This is a genomic window from Streptomyces sp. NPDC058291, assembly GCF_042880855.1.
Classification (GTDB): domain Bacteria; phylum Actinomycetota; class Actinomycetes; order Streptomycetales; family Streptomycetaceae; genus Streptomyces.
The window spans coordinates 1-17,811 of record NZ_JBHVYK010000127.1 but is presented as its reverse complement, the minus strand read 5'-3'; the positions used below and the strand labels follow the sequence as shown (position 1 = coordinate 17,811).

Genomic DNA, 17,811 nt, shown 5'->3' with positions numbered 1-17,811 from the left:
CGACCCCGCGACAGGGCGGGGAACGGCCTAGAACTTGTTGCGCGGGGTGATCCCCAGGGACAGGCCCGACAGTCCGCGCTGCCGGCCGCCCAGCTTGCCCGCGATGGCGCGCAGGGCGGCGCCGGCGGGGGACTCCGGGTCGGTGAGGACGACCGGCTTGCCCTCGTCGCCGCCCTCGCGCAGCCGGACGTCGATCGGGATGGTGCCGAGGACCGGGACGTTCGCGCCGGTCGTGCGGGTCAGTCCCTCGGCCACGCTCTGGCCGCCGCCGGAGCCGAACACGTCGACCATCTCCCCGCAGTGCGGGCAGGGCAGGCCGGACATGTTCTCGACCACGCCGACGATCTTCTGGTGCGTCTGGACCGCGATGGAACCGGCCCGCTCGGCGACCTCGGCCGCCGCCTGCTGCGGGGTCGTCACGACCAGGATCTCGGCGTTCGGCACCAGCTGGGCCACCGAGATGGCGATGTCGCCGGTGCCGGGCGGCAGGTCCAGGAGCAGCACGTCCAGGTCGCCCCAGTACACGTCCGCGAGGAACTGCTGAAGCGCCCGGTGCAGCATCGGGCCGCGCCAGACGACCGGGGCGTTGCCCGGGGTGAACATGCCGATGGAGATGACCTTCACGCCGTTCGCGGACGGCGGCATGATCATGTTCTCGACCTGGGTGGGACGGCCGTCCGCGCCGAGCATGCGCGGCACGCTGTGACCGTAGATGTCGGCGTCGACCACGCCCACCTTCAGGCCGTCGGCCGCCATGGCCGCCGCCAGGTTCACCGTCACCGACGACTTGCCGACGCCGCCCTTGCCGGAGGCGACCGCGTACACGCGGGTGAGCGAGCCCGGCTTGGCGAAGGGGACCTCGCGCTCGGTCTGGCCGCCACGCAGGGCGTTCGCCAGCTCCTTGCGCTGTTCGTCGCTCATGACGTCGAGGGTGACGTCGACTCGGGTGACGCCCTCCACCGCCGAGACGGCGTCCGTCACGCGCTGGGTGATCGTCTCGCGCATGGGGCAGCCGGAGACCGTCAGGTACACGGTGACCGCGACCGCCCCGTCCGCGGCGATCTCCACCGACTTCACCATCCCGAGTTCGGTGATGGGCCGGTTGATCTCGGGGTCGTTCACCGTCGCCAGTGCCTGGCGCACCGCGTCTTCGCTAGCCATAAGGACGATGGTACGGCGCGCCGAGGGGGCCCCGGTAAGCCCGTCACCGGTCGTCTACGTCACGTCCCCGCGACCGTTCTGCCGGGAATACGGCGTGTTCGCGGTGACCGTCCCGCCGCTCCTCCAGCTCCTTGACCACGTCCTGCAGCTCGGAGCGGATCCAGTCCCGGGTGGCGACCTCGCCGAGGCCGATGCGCAGAGCGGCGATCTCCCTGGTCAGGTACTCGGTGTCGGCGATCGACCGCTCGTTCTGCTTGCGGTCCTGCTCCAGGTTGACCCGGTCGCGGTCGTCCTGCCGGTTCTGCGCGAGCAGGATCAGCGGGGCCGCGTAGGAGGCCTGCAACGACAGCATCAGGGTCAGGAAGATGAAGGGGTAGTTGTCGAACCGCAGATCCGGCGGGGCGAAGATGTTCCACAGGACCCAGGCGATGATGACGACCGTCATCCAGACGATGAACCGGCCGGTGCCCAGGAAGCGGGCGATGCGCTCCGACAGCCGTCCGAAGGCCTCCGGGTCCCACTCGGGCAGGATCCGGTGCCGGGGCGACCGCGGCTGGTCCAGCCGGGCCCGGGTGCGACCGGTCGCCGTGGCGCCCGCGGGGGTGCGGTCCCGGCCGGTGCCGACGTGGGCGCGCTCGCGGCCGGCGCTGTCGCGTTCAGGCGCCATGCGGACCGGCTCCCTCGGGCTCGGTCTCGGGCTCGCCCTCCAGGTGGAACTCCGTCTCCCGCCAGTCCTCGGGCAGCATGTGGTCCAGGACGTCGTCCACGGTCACCGCGCCGAGGAGGGAACCCGCCTCGTCCACCACGGGCGCCGCGACCATGTCGTACGTCGCGAAGAACCCGGCGACGACCGGCAGCGCCGCGTCCGGCGCCAGCGCCTGCAGATCGTCGTCGAGGATCGAACTGACCAGTGTGTAGGGGGGATCGCGCAGCAGCCGCTGGAAGTGGACCGTGCCCAGGTACTTGCCGGTGGGCGTCTCGTCGGGCGGGCGGCAGACGTAGACCTGGGCGGCGAGCGCGGGGGAGAGGTCCCGGTTGCGCACCCGCGCCAGGGCGTCGGCGACGGTGGCGTCGGGGCGCAGGACGATCGGCTCGGTGGTCATCAACCCGCCCGCGGTGTGCTCCTCGTACGCCATCAGACGCCGCATGTCGGCGGCGTCGTCGGGCTGCATCAGGCTCAGCAGCCGCTCCTTGTCCTCCTCCGGGAGCTCGGAGAGGAGGTCGGCCGCGTCGTCGGGGTCCATCGCCTCCAGGACGTCCGCCGCGCGCTCCTCCTTCAGCTTGCCGAGGATCTCGATCTGGTCGTCCTCCGGCAGCTCCTCCAGGACGTCGGCGAGACGGTCGTCGTCGAGGGCGGCGGCGACCTCGGCGCGCCGCTTGGCGGAGAGATGGTGCAGGACGTTGGCGAGGTCGGCGGGGCGTAGCTGCTCGAACGTGGCCAGCAGGCTCTCCGCGCCCTGTCCGTGCTCCTCCAGCGAGAATCCGGTGACCGCCGACCACTCCACCGTCAGCGTCTCGCCCTTGGCCCGTCGGAAGGCGCTCGCCTTCTTGCCCTTGCGGACGAAGACCCGGTCGATCTCCCAGTCCCGGCGGGCCGGCAGCTGCTGCACCGACACGTCGAGGACGGTGACCTCCTCGCCGGTCTCGACGAGGGCGACGCGCCGGTCGAGCAGCTCCCCGAACACCAGCCGCTCGGTGGGCCGCTGCTCGAAGCGGCGGACGTTGAGCACGCCGGTGGTGATGACCTGTCCGGACTCGATCCCGGTCACCCGGGTCATCGGCAGGAAGATCCGGCGCCGGGTGGACAGTTCGACGACGAGCCCGAGCACCCTCGGCGGCCGCCGCCGCACGCGCAGCACGACGACCAGCTCACGCACGCGTCCCACCTGGTCGCCGTTCGGGTCGAACACGGGGATGCCCGAGAGGTGCGAGACGAAGATCCGGGGGGCTCCCGCTGCCATGACCGCCCCTCCTTGTCGTACGCGCCGGTGCGCGCTGTTGCCGATGATGCTCATTTCCCAATTGCCCGCTCGTGCGGGCTTCAGGCTAGCCCGTCCCGATCGGATACGCCCTGGTGGGCCGTCCGGACGGACTGGCTCCGCCGGGGCCGCGCGACCCCGGTACGCTGCCGTACGCCGCTCAGCACACCCTTGCAGAAAGGCAGCCTTCTCCGTGACTGCGATTCCCCAGGGCCGTACTCGCCGGGCCCCGCTGGTGAGCGCGATGTGCGCACTGGCGGTGGGCATGGGACTGGCCGGGTGCGGCGAGGACCCGGACGCGGGCACGAACGGGGTGGGCAAGCTGTCCGCCGCGCAGATCCAGGCGAAGACCCAGGCGGCCGCCGGTTCCGTGGACGCGGTGCGGCTGTCGGGGAGCGTCGTCACCAGCGGACGCACGTACAAGCTCGACATGAGTCTGAAGGCGGACGGCGGCACCGGGTCGGTCACGGCGCAGGGGGCCACGTTCCATGTGCTGAGGGTGGGCGAGCAGCTGTTCCTGAAGGCCGACGCGGCGTTCTGGAACAAGGAGGACGGCAAGTCCGGCGACGGCTCCGACACGGCGGCCGCCGACAAGCTCGAAGGCAAGTACGTCAAGGTGCCGACGGGCGACCCCTCGTACAAGAAGTTCAGCGGCTTCACGGACAAGGACCTCCTCCTCGACGGTCTGCTGACGCTGCACGGCACGCTGGCCACCGACGGCCACCACGAGCAGTCCGGGACGCGCACCGTGCGCATCACCGGCGACGGCGGCTCCGGCGGCACGCTGGACGTGTCGCTGGAGGGCGAGCCTTACCCGCTGCTCCTGGAGCGCGCGGGCGGGGCCGGGACGCTGCGCTTCTCGTCCTGGGGCAAGGACTTCGCCCTGGAGGAGCCGGCCAAGGACGAGACGGTGGACTACGGCAAGCAGCTCCCGACGTCCTGACCGGACCGGGCGGGCGCCCTCAGGTGCGTTTGCGCCGGCGCAGCAGCAGTTTCGGCAGTCCCGCGGGCGCCGGCTCGCGCGTGGTGGCGGGCGACGGGACGGGGCGCGCGGCCAGGTTCCCGTCCGGCAGCGGCGAGGTGGCGCCCGTCGGCTCCAGGCGGAGCACCCGGCACTCACGCGCCCAGCGCTCGGTCATGGCCTCGCCGTCGGGCGCGTTCAGCCGCTTTCCCTTGAGCTCGGCTACGGCCGCCTGCCAGGCCTCGGAACCGGGCGCGAGCCCGACGACCGTCGCCGTCCAGGTGACGAGCCGGCCGCCCTTGTCCTTGCTGCGGACGGTGACCTCGGCCGAACCGCCCTCGACGAGTCCCGTCAGCGGCTGCTCGCCGGGCCCGTCCCCGACCAGACAGGCGGCGCCCTCGTGCCACACGTGCCACAGCGCTCGCGCGGCCGCCTCGTCCGCGCCCCGGATCCAGACGAGGCCGGACTTCCTGGTGGCCTCCTCGACGAGGGTCCGGTCGACGAGGGCCTGGCCGAGCAGCTCGCTTGTCATGCCGTCCAGCCTATCCGGGCGGCCCTCACAGCCAGCCGTTGCGCTTGAGCGTGCGGTGGATGCCGACGCACAGGGCCACCATGGCCGACATGACCACGGGATAGCCGTACTTCCAGTGCAGCTCCGGCATGTAGTCGAAGTTCATCCCGTACACCCCGCACACCATCGTCGGCACGGCGATGATGGCGGCCCACGAGGTGATCTTGCGCATGTCCTCGTTCTGCGCGACGGAGGCCTGCGCGAGGTTGGCCTGCAGGATCGAGTTGAGGAGTTCGTCGAAGCCGACGACCTGCTCCTGGACCCGGGCGAGGTGGTCGGCGACGTCCCGGAAGTACTTCTGGATGTCGGGGTCGACCAGCCGCATCGGCCGCTCGCTCAGCAGCTGCATCGGCCGCAGCAGCGGCGACACAGCCCGCTTGAACTCCAGTACCTCGCGCTTGAGTTGGTAGATCCGGCTCGCGTCCGTGCCGCGCGGGGTGCCCTTGCGGCCCGGCGAGAACACCTCGGTCTCGACCTCGTCGATGTCGTCCTGCACGGCGTCCGCGACGGCGATGTAGCCGTCGACGACGTGGTCGGCGATGGCGTGCAGCACCGCCGAGGGGCCCTTGGCGAGGAGCTCGGGGTCGTCCTGCAGGCGGTGGCGCAGCGCGCGCAGCGAGCCCTGGCCGCCGTGCCGGACGGTGATGAAGAAGTCCTTGCCGGTGAAGCACATGACCTCACCGGTCTCGACGACCTCGCTGTTGGCCGTGAGCCGGTCGTGCTCGATGTAGTGGATGGTCTTGAAGACGGTGAAGAGGGAGTCGTCGTAGCGCTCCAGCTTGGGCCGCTGGTGCGCCTGCACCGCGTCCTCCACGGCCAGCGGGTGCAGCCCGAACTCGCCGGCGATGCTGGCGAATTCGGCCTCGGTCGGCTCGTGCAGGCCGATCCAGACGAAGCCTCCGTCGCGCCGCACCTGGCGCATGGCCTCCTGCGGCGTCGGCGGCTGCGGGAACGCGACGCGCGAGCCGTCGCGGTAGACGGCGCAGTCGACGACGGCGGACGGGGTCCCGGGGTCGCGGGTGGTGTCGTAGGCGCCGGTGTCCGTGCGCCCGCCCCCCTTGCGCAGGGAGGGGCGGGCGGGGCGGACGACGGCACGCAGGTCACGGATCATCGACATGGCAGGCTCCTTCGCGACGAGCAAAGAAAGACCGCCACGACGGATGGAACTGCCCGGAATGGGGACGTCCTGACTGGGGTCTCCCCGGCCTTCGGGTTGGGGAGAGAGGTTTCGCACGTCCACAAAGCGGGGAGCACCGCTCCGTCGCGGTGGCGAGCTTCGCTGCTGGATCAGACCGGAGAGATCTGGCAGACCGGATGGATCGGGCAGATCAGGCAAAGAACGAAACGACGTGCTCTTCCGCAGGAAGATGAGCGCGAGAGTCGGCGACCAGCCGGAGGCGAAGAGGCCAGAGCAGCGATATCAGCGGCGGGAAGAGCGAGTGGTACTGCACGGGTGACTTCGATCCATGACAGCCCCACCTCCTCCAGCCGGTCCCTCGTAAGGGAGTCTCGTCTGCGTCGGGACAAGAGAGAACGCTTCTGCGTGCTGCCCCGAACCACCGGGCCAGAGTAGCAGCCGCCCGAAGTGTCAAGGTGCTGCTTTGCCCCGCGCAGACGAGTTCTATGCTCGCCGCATGGCTGATGTTCTTCCTCTGGTCGAGGCCCGTTTGCGCACCGCGCTGGGCGAGCCGGACGCGCGCGCCGCGGTCACCTTCCTCGGCACGGAACGCGTCGAGGTGCTGCGCTTCCACGAGGGCGACGTCGTCCGCTATGCCACGCTCGGCATGTCCGCCCAGCCGATGAGCGACCCCACGGCGGTGCTCGCCGATCCGGTCCGGGGCCCGCGCGCCGAACTGCTCCTGTCCGTCCGCCCGGGCGGCGCAGACACCGACAAGGTGCTGCGTCCGCTCGCCGTGCTAGCGGCGTCCCCGCAGGTCGAGGGAGTGGTCGTGGCCCCGGGGGCCTCCCTCGACGTGGGGGAGCCGCTGTGGCCCGGCGCTTCGTTCACCTCGGTCCTGGTCGCCGAGCCGGGCGGCCTGGTCGAGGACCTGGACCTCGACGAGCCCCTCGACCCGGTCCGCTTCCTGCCGCTGCTGCCCATGACCCCGAACGAGGCCGCCTGGAAGCGCGTCCATGGCGCCCAGGCCCTGCAGGAGCGCTGGCTGACGAACGGGACGGACCTCCGGGACCCGTCCCGGACATCCGTCCCGCTCGACTGACGCTTCGTGAGGAAGGTCACCAACGCGCGCTTCATAAGGGCCAGTTGGCCCCTAGGTGCATGAGCCTCACTTCGCGAAGACGGTGACCCCGTCCTCCGTCGCGTGCCGCGGCTCCAGCTCCTGCGCCTCGTGCACGAGCGCCTTGCGCCGTACGACGACCACGACCGCGCCGAGCACCGCCGTCACCGCCGCGACCACGAACGGCATGTGGATGTCCGTCCACTCCTCGATCTTCGGCGCGAAGTAGGGAGCGGCCGCGGCCGCGAACCACCGCACGAAGTTGTAGCCGGCGCTCGCCACCGGGCGCGGGGCGTCCGACACGCCGAGCGCCAACTCGGTGTAGACGGTGTTGTTCACGCCGATGAACGCGCCGGACAGGATCGTGCAGACGACCGCCGTGCTGTGGTCGCCGTAGCCGAGGACGAGCACGTCGGCGGCGAGCAGGACCAACGAGCCGCCGAGCACCTTCAGCGAGCCGAACCGCTCCTGCAGACGCGGCGCCACGAGCACCGAGAAGACGGCGAGCAGCACGCCCCACGCGAAGAACACCGCACCCGACTTGTAGGGGGTCATGTTCAGCACGAACGGGGTGAAGGCCAGCACGGTGAAGAACGTGTAGTTGTAGAAGAACGCCGACGCCGCCGCGGAGGCGAGCCCGCCGTGGCCGAGCGCCTTGAGCGGGTCCAGCAGCGAGGTCTTGCGGGCCGGCTTCGGCTGCTCCTTCAGGAACGCCGTGATGCACAGGAAGCCGACGGCCATCAGGAACGCGGTGCCGAAGAACGGGTAGCGCCAGCTGGCGTCGCCGAGCAGCGCGCCCAGCAGGGGGCCGCAGGCCATGCCGAGGCCGAGGGCCGACTCGTACAGCAGGATGGCGGCCGCGCTGCCGCCGGCCGCCGCGCCCACGATCACCGCGAGGGCGGTGGAGACGAAGAGCGCGTTGCCCAGTCCCCAGCCGGCCCGGAAGCCGACCAGTTCGGCGACCGAGCCCGAGGTGCCCGCGAGGCCCGCGAAGACGACCACCAGGGCGAGGCCGAGCAGCAGTGTGCGGCGCCCGCCGATGCGGCTGGAGACGAAGCCGGTGACCAGCATGGCGAGCGCGGTGATGAGGAAGTAGGAGGTGAAGAGCAGGGAGACCTGGCTCGCCGTGGCGTCCAGCCCTTGGGCGATGGACGGCAGGATCGGGTCGACCAGGCCGATGCCCATGAAGGCGACGACGGAAGCGCCGGCCGTCGCCCACACCGCCTTCGGCTGTCGCAGGATGCTTCCGGCTCCGGCGTCGAATGTGTCCATGGTTCCTCTCGTCCCCATCCGATGGTTGGTATATACACACAGTAAGTTAGATCGCCTAATGAATGCAAGCTGCATCTATATTTTCCCGGTGGTTCGCATCGCGATCGGTTTCCGTCCGGACGGGTGATCGTCCTTGACGTGGGCGGCCTCGGGTAGGACCGTGGGGCCCTATGAGGGGCGAACCCAGTTGCCCGAAGTGTGGTGGCCGGGTCAGGGCTCCCGGACTCTTCGCCGATTCCTGGCAGTGCGATGTCCACGGGACGGTCCATCCGCTGCAGCCCGTGATCCCGCCCAGCGTCGAGGCCCTCAGCGTCGTCGTGCACCGCACCCAGGTGCCGGTGTGGATGCCGTGGCCGCTGCCGGTCGGCTGGCTCTTCACGGGCGTCACGTACGCGGGCGACGACCGCAGCGGGGGCCGCGCCACCGCGGTGGCGTGTTCCGGGCCCGGCCCGCTCGGCGGCATGGGCGAACTGATCCTCGTCGCGGAGGAGCTCGGCGTCGGCCTCGGCGCGCGGTACGCCGGCGTGGACGGGCCGGATCCGGGGCCCTATATGAGCGTCGAGAAGCCCCCACAGGCCAAGGTGCTCGCGGCCGGCCGTCCGACCCCCCTGTGGCATGTGTCCGCCACCCCTGACGACCGCGCGGTCTTCGCGGGCGAGGCGCGGGGGCTGTGGCTGTGGGCGGTGGTCTGGCCCGAGCAGACCGGACTGCTGATGTACGACGAACTCGTGCTGACCGACCTGCGGGACGCGGGGGCGGAGGTCGAGCTGGTGCCCTGTGGGGCGCTGTCGCCGCGCCTGCTCAAGCCCTGAGGCACCCGCTGCGGCTGTGGCTCACGCTGAGGCCCCCGCCGGGGCTGTGGCTCTGTGGCTCCCGCTGGGGCTGGGGCTGGGGCTGTGGCTGGGGCTGGCTGGGGGCGCGTCGTGGTCCGTCCCGCCGTTCGGTGCTCACCCCCGCATGTAGGGGGCGCTCTCCGGTTTCGGGTGTGACAAATGGGGGCTGACGACCGGCTATGCTGGGGCGTCCCCTTCCGTCCGCCACCGCCTGGAGCTCGCGTCGTGCGCATCGACCTGCACTGCCACTCCACGGCGTCCGACGGCACGGACACCCCGGCGGAGCTGGTGCGCAACGCGGCCGCCGCCGGTCTGGACGTCGTCGCGCTGACCGATCACGACACCACCCGCGGGCACGCCGAGGCCGTCGCCGCGCTGCCGTCGGGGCTCACGCTCGTGACCGGCGCCGAGCTGTCCTGCCGCGTCGACGGCGTCAGCATGCACATGCTGGCCTATCTCTTCGACCCCGATGAGCCCGCCCTGCTCGCCGAGCGTGAGCTGGTGCGCGACGACCGGGTGCCGCGGGCGCGTGCGATGGTCGCCAAGCTGAACGAGCTGGGCGTGCCCGTCACCTGGGAGCAGGTCGCGCGGATCGCGGGGGAGGGGTCCGTCGGGCGGCCGCACGTCGCCGCCGCCCTGGTCGAGCTCGGCGTCGTCCCCACCGTGAGCGACGCGTTCACGCAGGACTGGCTCGCCGACGGCGGGCGCGCCTACGCCGAGAAGCACGAGACCGACCCCTTCGAGGCGATCCGGCTGGTGAAGGGCGCGGGCGGGGTCACCGTCCTCGCGCACCCGGCCGCCGAGAAGCGCGGGCGCACGGTTGCGGAGTCGACGATCGCCGAGCTGGCCGCCGCCGGCCTCGACGGCATCGAGGTCGACCACATGGACCACGCCGCGGACACGCGGGCGCGACTGCGCGGGCTGGCGAAGGAACTGGGGCTGCTGGTCACCGGCTCCTCGGACTACCACGGCAGCCGCAAGACGTGCGAACTCGGCGAGTACACGACCCATCCCGAGATCTACGGGGAGATCACCCGGCGCGCCACCGGGGCGTTCCCGGTGCCGGGGACCGGCGGGGCCTGAGGCTCCTCCCGCGCGTCCCCCTTTCGACCTCTCACCCGCAAGGCTCCTGCACCGATGTTCGACGTCGCCGTCTTCGGCTCCCTCTTCCTCACCCTGTTCGTCATCATGGATCCCCCCGGGATCACCCCGATCTTCCTCGCCCTGACCGCCGGACGCCCCGGCAAGGTGCAGCGGCGGATGGCCTTCCAGGCGGTCTGCGTGGCCGGCGGCGTGATCGCCGTCTTCGGACTGCTGGGCCACCAGATCCTCGACTACCTGCACGTCACGGTGCCCGCGCTCATGATCGCGGGCGGGCTGCTGCTCCTGCTGATCGCGCTCGACCTGCTCACCGGCAAGACCGACGAGCCGAAGCAGACCAAGGACGTCAACGTCGCCCTCGTCCCGCTGGGCATGCCCCTGCTGGCCGGGCCCGGTGCGATCGTGTCCGTCATCCTGGCCGTGCAGAAGGCCGACAGCGTCGCCACCCAGGCGTCCGTGTGGATGGCGATCCTCGCCATCCACGTGGTGCTCTGGCTGGTGATGAGGTACTCGCTGCTCATCATCCGGGTCATCAAGGACGGCGGTGTCGTCCTCGTGACGCGGCTCGCGGGGATGATGCTCTCCGCGATCGCCGTGCAGCAGATCATCAACGGCGTCACGCAGGTGGTCCGGGGGAGCTGACCGGGCCCCGGCGCACGCAGAGCCCCCCACGGCATCGCCGTGGGGGGCTCTGAAATCTGTGCGGGACCCGTGTTATGAGGCCGAGGCGTCGGCCGGACGGATCCACAGCCGCTGCCCGATGGCGGCGGCCTGCTGAACGATCCGGTTGACGGAGGCGGCGTCCACGACGGTGCTGTCCACGGGCGTGCCGTCGACGTCGTCGAGTCGCATGATTTCGAAGCGCATAGCTTCTCCCTTCGTCTGGTCATCCCCCTCGCGGAGGATTGCTGTGCGTGCTGCTACATGAGTAGTCAACGCGGTGCGTGTTACGAACATTCCCTACGCTAAAGAAATTTTTCGAACAACTAATTACTAACGAGTAAGGGGTTTGCGAGGACTGAACGGGACCGGTTGTGTTCGCAGCGTGACCACCGGGACAATGGGCGGCGATGAACGACGACCTCCCGGCCCTCGCCGCCCGCATCGACCGCACGAACGCGCTGCTCACCCGCATGCTCGCCGAGGTGGCCAAGACGCCCTCGACCCACGCGATCTTCGTCGACGCGGGCTACCTGTACGCGGCGGCGGGACGCCTGGTGGCCGGGACCGAGGACCGCCGGGCCTTCGACCTCGACGCCGAGGGCCTGATCGAGGCGCTCATCGACCGCGCCCGCTCGATCTTCGCCGACAGCCGGCTGCTGCGCGTCTACTGGTACGACGGCGCCCGGCGCCGCATCCACACCGCCGAACAGCAGTCCATCGCCGAGCTGCCGGACGTCAAGGTGCGGCTGGGCAACCTCAACGCCAACAACCAGCAGAAGGGCGTCGACTCCCTCATCCGCTCGGACCTGGAGTCCCTGGCCCGCCACCGCGCCATCAGCGACGCGGCCCTGCTGGGCGGTGACGAGGACCTCGTCTCGGCGGTGGAGGCCGCCCAGGGGTACGGCGCCCGCGTCCACCTGTGGGGCATCGAGGCGCCGGACGGCCGCAACCAGGCCGAGCCGCTGCTCTGGGAGGTCGACAGCCAGCGCACCCTCGACCTCGACTTCTTCAAGCCCTACGTCTCACGGCGCACCGCCGCCTACGAGGCGACCGGCGCGAACCGCCCCACCCGTGAGGCCGTCCGCTTCGTCGGCGCGCAGATCGCCGCGAAGTGGCTGGCGGCGCGGGGCAGGGAGACGCTGGCCGAGCTGCTGCCGGGCCACCCCTACCTCCCCGGCTCCGTCGACCAGGACCTCCTCGTCGAGGCCGAGGGCATCCTGCAGTACTCCCTGCGCGGCCAGGCGGACCTCCGGCGCGCGCTGCGCGACGGCTTCTGGGAGCACGTGCAGACGCAGTACTAGGGTCCTGCGCCTGAACTGACATTCCTCGGTAGTTCCGGCTGAGTTGCGGACAGTCGGCACGCCTGGTTGCGACCGGATTCGGGCCGCCACGACGAGGCGGATCTATCGACGGATTGCTGGCGCACGACACTAGCCCCGCTCGTCGGCGCGGCGATCCCAGAAGTCGGCGAGCGCGTGGGCCGTCGGCAGCGGCTTGTCCAGATTGGGCGAGTGCTCGGCGCGCGGCACCACCGTCCGGTGCGCACGCAGGTCCACGGCCATGGCGTCCAGGAGCGGCACCGGCCAGGTGTCGTCCCGCGCGCCGGACAGGACGTGCAGCGGCAGGGGCACCGCGGCGAGTTCGGCGACACGGTCCGGCTCGACGCACAACTGGCGCCCCGTCGCGAGGAGTTGAGCGGGCTTGTGGTTCAGCCAGCGCAGCCGCATCTGGTCCAGCTTGCCGAAGCCGCGGGCCGGACCGCCGACCTCCTCGGGCGGGCCCATCGCCAGGATCGCCCCCCACACCTCGGTCATGCTCATCACCGCGAGCGCGTCGTGCAGCAGCTTCACCCGCTGTTTCTGGGACTCCGAGATCTCGGCCGGCCCCGAGGAGACGAGCGTGAACGAGACGAAGGGGGAGTGGTCCAGCAGCACGGCGGCGCGGGCGATCTGCCCGCCCAGGGAGTGCCCGACCAGATGCACGGGAGAGCCGAGGGCGGCCGCCTGCGCGAGCACGTCCCTGGCCAACTCGGCCTGGGCGTAAGGCGCTTCGTCCTCAGCGGGTCCGTCGGACTCGTTCTGGCCGCGCCCGTCCACGGCGATGCTGCGGTAACCGCGGGCCGCGAGCGGCTCGTGCAGCCGGTGGAAGTCCTCCTTGCTCCCGGTGAAGCCGGGCAGCAGCAGCGCGACGCCGCGCGGCTCGACACCGGCCGCCACGGGCGCGTCGACGACGGCGAACTCACCGCGCGCCGTCCGCAGCGCGTACGCACGCGCGCCGGGAGGGGACGGGAAGGGGTTGGCACTGCTCGGCCTGGTCACGTGCCGAGGCTACCGGCAGGGCTCCCCGCGCGCCCTCGCCGGGCCGCTCCCCGGGCGAACGCCGACGGCCCGGCCCCTCACGAAGAGGGACCGGGCCGTCGGGCGTCGAGCCATGCCCGTCGATCAGCCGTCCGCGGGCTCCGCGGCGGCCGTCGCCTTGCGGGTGCGGCGCACCTTGGGCTTCGCCTCGGCCGCGTCACCGGTGGTCTCGGCGGGGGCCGGGGCGGTGGCGGCGGTCTTGCGGGTGCGGCGCGGCTTGGCGGGTTCCGCTTCCTCGGTGGCCTGGGCCGGGATGGCGGCGGTGGTGGCCGTCGTCTCGGGCTGGGCCGTCTTGCGGGTGGTGCGGCGGCGCGGCTTGGCCTCGACGGCCTCCGCCGTGTCGACCGCGCTCTCCGCGGCGGCCGCCGTCTTGCGGGTCCGGCGCGGCTTGGCCACGGCCGGCTCCGCGACCGGCTCGGCCTTCGCTTCCGTCGCCTTGACGGCCGCGGCGGCGGTCTTGCGGGTGCGGCGCGGCTTGGCCTCCGTGCCCTCGGCCGTGTCGGCCGCGGCCTCGGCCGGAGCCGTCGCCGCCGCCTTGCGGGTGCGGCGCGGCTTGGCCTCGACGGCCTCCGCGGTGTCCACCGCGGCCTCCGCCGCGGCGGCGACCTTGCGGGTGGTGCGGCGGCGCGGCTTGACCTCCGCGTCCTCCGCCGTGTCGACCGCGACAGCGGCCGCGTCACCGGTGGTCTCGGCGGGGGCCGGGGCGGTGGCGGCGGTCTTGCGGGTGCGGCGCGGCTTGGCGGGTTCCGCTTCCTCGGTGGCCTGGGCCGGGATGGCGGCGGTGGTGGCCGTCGTCTCGGGCTGGGCCGTCTTGCGGGTGGTGCGGCGGCGCGGCTTGGCCTCGACGGCCTCCGCCGTGTCGACCGCGACCGCGGCTTCGGCCGGAGCCGTCGCCGCTGCCTTACGGGTGCGGCGCGGCTTGACCTCGGCCGCCGGGGCCTCGACCGCCTCGACGGCGGTCACGGCCTGGGCCTCGGTCTCGGCCGGAGCCGTCGCCTTGCGGGTGCGGCGGCGCGGCGCGGTCCGCGTCGGCTCGGCGGCCTCGGCCGTGTCGACGACGGCCTCCGCCGCGGGAGCCTCGGCGGACGGCAGTTCCGTCACGCCGGCGGGCGCGGCCTCGGCGGTCCTGCGGGTGCGCCGGCGGCGCGGCTTCGCCTCCGTCGCGTCCTGCGAAGCGGTGCCCGCGGTGTCGGGGGCCGTGCGCTCCGCCGTCGCCACGGCGGTTTCAGCGGCCTCGGCGACGGGCTGGACGGCCGGCTCGACGAGCCCGTCGGCGGCGCCCGTCACGGTCGTCGCGGCGATCTCCGGCGCGGAACCGTTGCGGGTACGACGACGCCGGCGCGGGGTGCGCGGACCGGCCGCCTCCTCCACGACGGGCGTCCGCTCGGCCACGGGAGCCTGCTCGGTCGCAGTCGAGGCGGTGGTCGCGGCGGGGGCGGACGTCGCGTCGAGCGGAGCGCCGTTACGGGTACGGCGGCGACGGCGCGGCGTGCGCGCCGACGGCTCGCGTTCGTCGGAGCGCTCCGCGGGCCGCTCGCCGGAACGCGACTCGCTCCGCCCACCGCGGTCGCCACGTCCGGCGCGGTCGCGGTCGCGGCCGTTGCGGTCGTTGCGACCGCGTGCGTTGCGGCCGCCCGGCTCGCCCAGGTCCTCGAGCTCCTCGGCGTCGAGCCCGGCGCGGGTGCGCTCCGCGCGCGGCAGGATGCCCTTGGTGCCGGCCGGGATGCCGAGCTCCTCGTAGAAGTGCGGCGAGGTGGAGTACGTCTCCGGCGGGTCGCTGAAGTCGAGCTCCAGCGCCTTGTTGATGAGCTGCCAGCGCGGGATGTCGTCCCAGTCGACCAGCGTGATCGCGATGCCCTTGGCGCCCGCGCGGCCGGTGCGGCCGATGCGGTGCAGGTACGTCTTCTCGTCCTCGGGGGACTGGTAGTTGATGACGTGGGTGACGCCCTCGACGTCGATGCCGCGGGCGGCGACGTCGGTGCAGACGAGCACGTCGACCTTGCCGTTGCGGAACGCGCGCAGCGCCTGCTCGCGGGCGCCCTGGCCGAGGTCGCCGTGGACGGCGCCGGAGGCGAAGCCGCGCTGCTGGAGCTGGTCGGCGAGGTCGGCCGCCGTGCGCTTGGTGCGGCAGAACACCATGACCAGGCCGCGGCCCTCGGCCTGGAGGATGCGCGAGACCATCTCGGGCTTGTCCATGTTGTGCGCGCGGTACACGTGCTGCTTGGTGTTCGCGACGGTCCTGCCCGCGTCGTCGGGCGAGGTGGCGTTGATGTGCGTGGGCTGCGACATGTAGCGGCGCGCGAGGCCGATGACCGCGCCCGGCATGGTCGCCGAGAACAGCATGGTCTGGCGCTTCGCCGGAAGCATGTTGATGATCTTCTCGACGTCGGGCAGGAAGCCCAGGTCGAGCATCTCGTCGGCCTCGTCGAGGACGAGCGACCTGATGTGCTTGAGGTCGAGCTTCTTCTGGCCCGCGAGGTCGAGCAGCCGGCCCGGGGTGCCGACGACGACGTCGACGCCCTTCTTGAGGGCCTCGACCTGGGGCTCGTAGGCGCGGCCGCCGTAGATGGCGAGGACGCGCACGTTGCGCACCTTGCCGGCGGTCAGCAGGTCGTTGGTGACCTGCGTGCACAGCTCGCGCGTGGGGACGACGACGAGTGCCTGCGGGGCGTCCGTCAGGGACTCGGGCGCGGCGCGGCCGGCCTCGACGTCGGCCGGGACCGTCACCCGCTCGAGGAGCGGAAGGCCGAAGCCCAGCGTCTTGCCGGTGCCGGTCTTGGCCTGTCCGATGACGTCCGAGCCCGACAGGGCCACGGGGAGCGTCATCTCCTGGATGGGGAAAGCGGTGGTGATGCCGACGGCCTCGAGGGCCTCGGCGGTCTCGGAAAGGATTCCGAGCTCTCGGAAGGTCGTAGTCAGGGTGCTGCCTCTTCTGTGTGCGCGGTGCGAGGCGAGCGCGGGGGTCTTTGACGGACCGTGCCGGGGACGTCGGCGGCCTTACGGGCGAGCCGTGAGGGCAAGCCGTTCAGCACGGGACCACTGCCGACGCTCTAGCGCTCGTACCGCTGGAGGGTGTCCCCCTCTGGCCGGCGTACGCAATGTGCCGTACGAGCCGTGAGGGCTGTCGGGTCGGAGCCGATCGGGCCACCGACCGGGCATCCTCATACATGCGGCCCGTCGAATATTCGGCAGGCGCATTACCACCATACCTCGGAATCGTGCACACGTGATGGCCGATTCGGTCACGTTGTGGTTCTCACAGTGCCGTGGCCGGTCCCGTACGTCTTCGTCGTCACACTGACTGAGCAGGGACTTCCACCGCGCGGGGAGCGGGCTATTGTGCGCTTCATGACGACCTCTGACAAGCCCGAGAACACCGCCGCCGCAACCGGGATCGCCGCCCAGGACTGGGCGACGGCCGCCGCCGACCCGCAGTACCGGGCCGCGGTCGTGGACCTGCTGGGCGCGCTGGCGTACGGCGAGCTTGCGGCGTTCGAGCGGCTCGCGGAGGACGCCAAGCTGGCGCCCACGCTGGAGGACAAGGCAGAGCTGGCGAAGATGGCGTCGGCCGAGTTCCACCACTTCGAGCGGCTGCGCGACCGGCTCACCGAGATCGGCGAGGAGCCGACGCCGGCGATGCAGCCGTTCGTCGCCGCGCTGGACGGCTTCCACAAGCAGACGGCCCCGTCGGACTGGCTGGAGGGCCTGGTCAAGGCCTACGTCGGCGACTCGATCGCCAGCGACTTCTACCGGGAGGTCGCGGCGCGTCTGGACGGCGACACGCGCGGCCTGGTCCTGGCGGTGCTCGACGACACCGGCCACGCCGGCTTCGCCGTGGACCGGGTGCGGGGGGCGATCGACGCGGAACCGCGCGTGGGCGGGCGGCTCGCGCTGTGGGCGCGGCGGCTGATGGGCGAGGCCCTGTCGCAGTCCCAGCGCGTGGTCGCGGACCGGGACGCGCTGTCGACGATGCTGGTGGGCGGCGTGGCGGACGGCTTCGACCTGGCCGAGGTGGGCCGGATGTTCTCCCGCATCACCGAGGCGCACACCAAGCGGATGGCGGCGCTGGGGCTGGCCGCCTAAGGCGCCGGCTGCCTCACCGCGCTCCGTGCGCCGCCGGCCGGGCCGCTCGCGGATCGGGCGGCCCGCTCCGGGTCATCGGGCGGCGCGCCGGTGGACGGGGTGGAGCGTTCGCGGACGGGTGGGGCGCTCGGGGTCGGGGTGGGGCGCTCGTGCGTCGACCGACGCGCTCCCGGACCGGCGCCCGGGCTACGCCGGCGCCGATCGTCGCCGGCGCACACCGGCGGGGCGCAGCAGCAGCGAGAGCGAGGCGGCGGAGACGATCGCCGCGCCGAGGAGGCTGGGCAGGGCGGACCCGGGGCCGAGCGCGCTGTGGGTGACGAAGTCGCCGAAGAGGGCTCCGGCGACGCCCGTCGCGTACACGAGAGTGTGGACCGGCAGGCGGTGCGAGAGGCGGGTGACCGCCGCCCACGCGAGCACGACACCGAGCACGGTGGAGCCGAGCGCTTCCAAGATCATTGAGGTCCCTCCCAGGCGGCGGGGCTGTGCACCGTGGTCGTAGCCCGTCATACCCGTGACCTGCGAAACGCAACCCTCTTTCGCGGACCGGCCGTGCGCCGTGCGTGGTGTGAACGCCGACCCAGAACACGTCGTGA

17 protein-coding genes are annotated in these 17,811 nt (G+C 72.1%); 7 read left to right on the top strand and 10 right to left on the bottom strand.

What is annotated here, in order from left to right:
* Positions 1-27 precede the first annotated feature (27 nt).
* The 3 genes from ACFVYK_RS35825 to ACFVYK_RS35815 are packed head-to-tail and all read right to left on the bottom strand — an operon-like array spanning position 28 to position 3,122.
* On the bottom strand, positions 28-1,161 hold the full coding sequence (locus tag ACFVYK_RS35825) for an Mrp/NBP35 family ATP-binding protein (RefSeq protein WP_389780924.1): 1,134 nt from the start codon (positions 1,159-1,161) through the stop codon (positions 28-30).
* 43 nt (positions 1,162-1,204) lie between these two features.
* The gene (locus ACFVYK_RS35820; protein WP_389780923.1) at positions 1,205-1,828 is read right to left on the bottom strand and encodes a DUF1003 domain-containing protein; all 624 of its coding nucleotides are present in this window, start codon (positions 1,826-1,828) and stop codon (positions 1,205-1,207) included.
* Positions 1,818-3,122, bottom strand: a complete 1,305-nt coding sequence (locus tag ACFVYK_RS35815) for a magnesium transporter MgtE N-terminal domain-containing protein (protein WP_389780922.1) — start codon at positions 3,120-3,122, stop codon at positions 1,818-1,820. The genes ACFVYK_RS35820 and ACFVYK_RS35815 overlap by 11 nt, the downstream gene beginning before the upstream one ends.
* Positions 3,123-3,333: 211 nt before the next feature.
* Between ACFVYK_RS35815 and ACFVYK_RS35810 the strand changes: the two genes are divergently transcribed.
* Positions 3,334-4,083, top strand: a complete 750-nt coding sequence (locus ACFVYK_RS35810; protein ID WP_389780921.1) for a hypothetical protein — start codon at positions 3,334-3,336, stop codon at positions 4,081-4,083.
* Positions 4,084-4,102: 19 nt separating this feature from the next.
* On the opposite strand, the gene ACFVYK_RS35805 is transcribed toward ACFVYK_RS35810, so the two are convergent.
* Entirely contained in the window at positions 4,103-4,633 is a 531-nt protein-coding gene (locus ACFVYK_RS35805) for a hypothetical protein (RefSeq protein ID WP_389780920.1), read from the bottom strand.
* A 25-nt stretch (positions 4,634-4,658) separates the two neighbouring features.
* Positions 4,659-5,789, bottom strand: a complete 1,131-nt coding sequence (locus tag ACFVYK_RS35800; protein WP_389780919.1) for a magnesium and cobalt transport protein CorA — start codon at positions 5,787-5,789, stop codon at positions 4,659-4,661.
* Between the two features lie 517 nt (positions 5,790-6,306).
* Between ACFVYK_RS35800 and ACFVYK_RS35795 the strand changes: the two genes are divergently transcribed.
* A complete protein-coding gene (locus ACFVYK_RS35795; protein WP_389780918.1) occupies positions 6,307-6,891 on the top strand; it encodes a suppressor of fused domain protein in 585 nt (194 codons plus the stop codon).
* A 66-nt stretch (positions 6,892-6,957) separates the two neighbouring features.
* Here ACFVYK_RS35795 and ACFVYK_RS35790 read toward each other — a convergent pair whose 3' ends face one another.
* A complete protein-coding gene (locus tag ACFVYK_RS35790; RefSeq protein WP_389780917.1) occupies positions 6,958-8,181 on the bottom strand; it encodes an MFS transporter in 1,224 nt (407 codons plus the stop codon).
* A 170-nt stretch (positions 8,182-8,351) separates the two neighbouring features.
* Here ACFVYK_RS35790 and ACFVYK_RS35785 point away from each other — a divergent pair, with 170 nt between their 5' ends.
* The 3 genes from ACFVYK_RS35785 to ACFVYK_RS35775 all read left to right on the top strand — a co-directional run bounded on the left by ACFVYK_RS35785 (position 8,352) and on the right by ACFVYK_RS35775 (position 10,757).
* Positions 8,352-8,993 carry a DUF6758 family protein gene (locus ACFVYK_RS35785; RefSeq protein WP_389780916.1) on the top strand — a complete coding sequence of 214 codons (642 nt, stop codon included), beginning with the start codon at positions 8,352-8,354 and terminating at the stop codon, positions 8,991-8,993.
* 246 nt (positions 8,994-9,239) lie between these two features.
* Positions 9,240-10,097, top strand: a complete 858-nt coding sequence (locus ACFVYK_RS35780; protein WP_389780915.1) for a PHP domain-containing protein — start codon at positions 9,240-9,242, stop codon at positions 10,095-10,097.
* Between the two features lie 54 nt (positions 10,098-10,151).
* Positions 10,152-10,757, top strand: coding sequence for a MarC family protein (locus tag ACFVYK_RS35775; protein WP_389780914.1), 606 nt, complete (start codon positions 10,152-10,154; stop codon positions 10,755-10,757).
* Between the two features lie 72 nt (positions 10,758-10,829).
* Here ACFVYK_RS35775 and ACFVYK_RS35770 read toward each other — a convergent pair whose 3' ends face one another.
* The gene (locus ACFVYK_RS35770) at positions 10,830-10,982 is read right to left on the bottom strand and encodes a hypothetical protein (RefSeq protein WP_094103735.1); all 153 of its coding nucleotides are present in this window, start codon (positions 10,980-10,982) and stop codon (positions 10,830-10,832) included.
* A gap of 203 nt (positions 10,983-11,185) precedes the next feature.
* On the opposite strand from ACFVYK_RS35770, the gene ACFVYK_RS35765 reads away from it, so the two are divergent.
* A complete protein-coding gene (locus tag ACFVYK_RS35765; RefSeq protein ID WP_389780913.1) occupies positions 11,186-12,079 on the top strand; it encodes an NYN domain-containing protein in 894 nt (297 codons plus the stop codon).
* A 129-nt stretch (positions 12,080-12,208) separates the two neighbouring features.
* Here the strand turns inward: ACFVYK_RS35765 and ACFVYK_RS35760 are convergent, their stop codons facing one another.
* Together ACFVYK_RS35760 and ACFVYK_RS35755 are read right to left on the bottom strand one after the other, a co-directional pair.
* Positions 12,209-13,096 carry an alpha/beta fold hydrolase gene (locus ACFVYK_RS35760; RefSeq protein WP_389780912.1) on the bottom strand — a complete coding sequence of 296 codons (888 nt, stop codon included), beginning with the start codon at positions 13,094-13,096 and terminating at the stop codon, positions 12,209-12,211.
* A gap of 123 nt (positions 13,097-13,219) precedes the next feature.
* The gene (locus tag ACFVYK_RS35755; protein ID WP_389780911.1) at positions 13,220-15,961 is read right to left on the bottom strand and encodes a DEAD/DEAH box helicase; all 2,742 of its coding nucleotides are present in this window, start codon (positions 15,959-15,961) and stop codon (positions 13,220-13,222) included.
* A gap of 513 nt (positions 15,962-16,474) precedes the next feature.
* Between ACFVYK_RS35755 and ACFVYK_RS35750 the strand changes: the two genes are divergently transcribed.
* On the top strand, positions 16,475-17,218 hold the full coding sequence (locus tag ACFVYK_RS35750; RefSeq protein ID WP_389780910.1) for a ferritin-like fold-containing protein: 744 nt from the start codon (positions 16,475-16,477) through the stop codon (positions 17,216-17,218).
* Between the two features lie 186 nt (positions 17,219-17,404).
* Here the strand turns inward: ACFVYK_RS35750 and ACFVYK_RS35745 are convergent, their stop codons facing one another.
* A complete protein-coding gene (locus tag ACFVYK_RS35745; RefSeq protein WP_389780909.1) occupies positions 17,405-17,674 on the bottom strand; it encodes a hypothetical protein in 270 nt (89 codons plus the stop codon).
* Between the last annotated feature and the right edge of the window lie 137 nt (positions 17,675-17,811).

What these genes read in the sequence shown, in the direction of transcription:
- ACFVYK_RS35820 (WP_389780923.1), bottom strand. Translation starts at nt 1,828, where the DNA reads ATGGCGCCTGAACGCGACAGCGCCGGCCGCGAGCGCGCCCACGTCGGC.
- ACFVYK_RS35800 (WP_389780919.1), bottom strand. Translation starts at nt 5,789, where the DNA reads ATGTCGATGATCCGTGACCTGCGTGCCGTCGTCCGCCCCGCCCGCCCC.
- ACFVYK_RS35775 (WP_389780914.1), top strand. Translation starts at nt 10,152, where the DNA reads ATGTTCGACGTCGCCGTCTTCGGCTCCCTCTTCCTCACCCTGTTCGTC.
- ACFVYK_RS35825 (WP_389780924.1), bottom strand. Translation starts at nt 1,161, where the DNA reads ATGGCTAGCGAAGACGCGGTGCGCCAGGCACTGGCGACGGTGAACGAC.
- ACFVYK_RS35790 (WP_389780917.1), bottom strand. Translation starts at nt 8,181, where the DNA reads ATGGACACATTCGACGCCGGAGCCGGAAGCATCCTGCGACAGCCGAAG.
- ACFVYK_RS35815 (WP_389780922.1), bottom strand. Translation starts at nt 3,122, where the DNA reads ATGGCAGCGGGAGCCCCCCGGATCTTCGTCTCGCACCTCTCGGGCATC.
- ACFVYK_RS35755 (WP_389780911.1), bottom strand. Translation starts at nt 15,961, where the DNA reads ATGACGCTCCCCGTGGCCCTGTCGGGCTCGGACGTCATCGGACAGGCC.
- ACFVYK_RS35745 (WP_389780909.1), bottom strand. Translation starts at nt 17,674, where the DNA reads ATGATCTTGGAAGCGCTCGGCTCCACCGTGCTCGGTGTCGTGCTCGCG.
- ACFVYK_RS35785 (WP_389780916.1), top strand. Translation starts at nt 8,352, where the DNA reads ATGAGGGGCGAACCCAGTTGCCCGAAGTGTGGTGGCCGGGTCAGGGCT.
- ACFVYK_RS35795 (WP_389780918.1), top strand. Translation starts at nt 6,307, where the DNA reads ATGGCTGATGTTCTTCCTCTGGTCGAGGCCCGTTTGCGCACCGCGCTG.
- ACFVYK_RS35765 (WP_389780913.1), top strand. Translation starts at nt 11,186, where the DNA reads ATGAACGACGACCTCCCGGCCCTCGCCGCCCGCATCGACCGCACGAAC.
- ACFVYK_RS35805 (WP_389780920.1), bottom strand. Translation starts at nt 4,633, where the DNA reads ATGACAAGCGAGCTGCTCGGCCAGGCCCTCGTCGACCGGACCCTCGTC.
- ACFVYK_RS35770 (WP_094103735.1), bottom strand. Translation starts at nt 10,982, where the DNA reads ATGCGCTTCGAAATCATGCGACTCGACGACGTCGACGGCACGCCCGTG.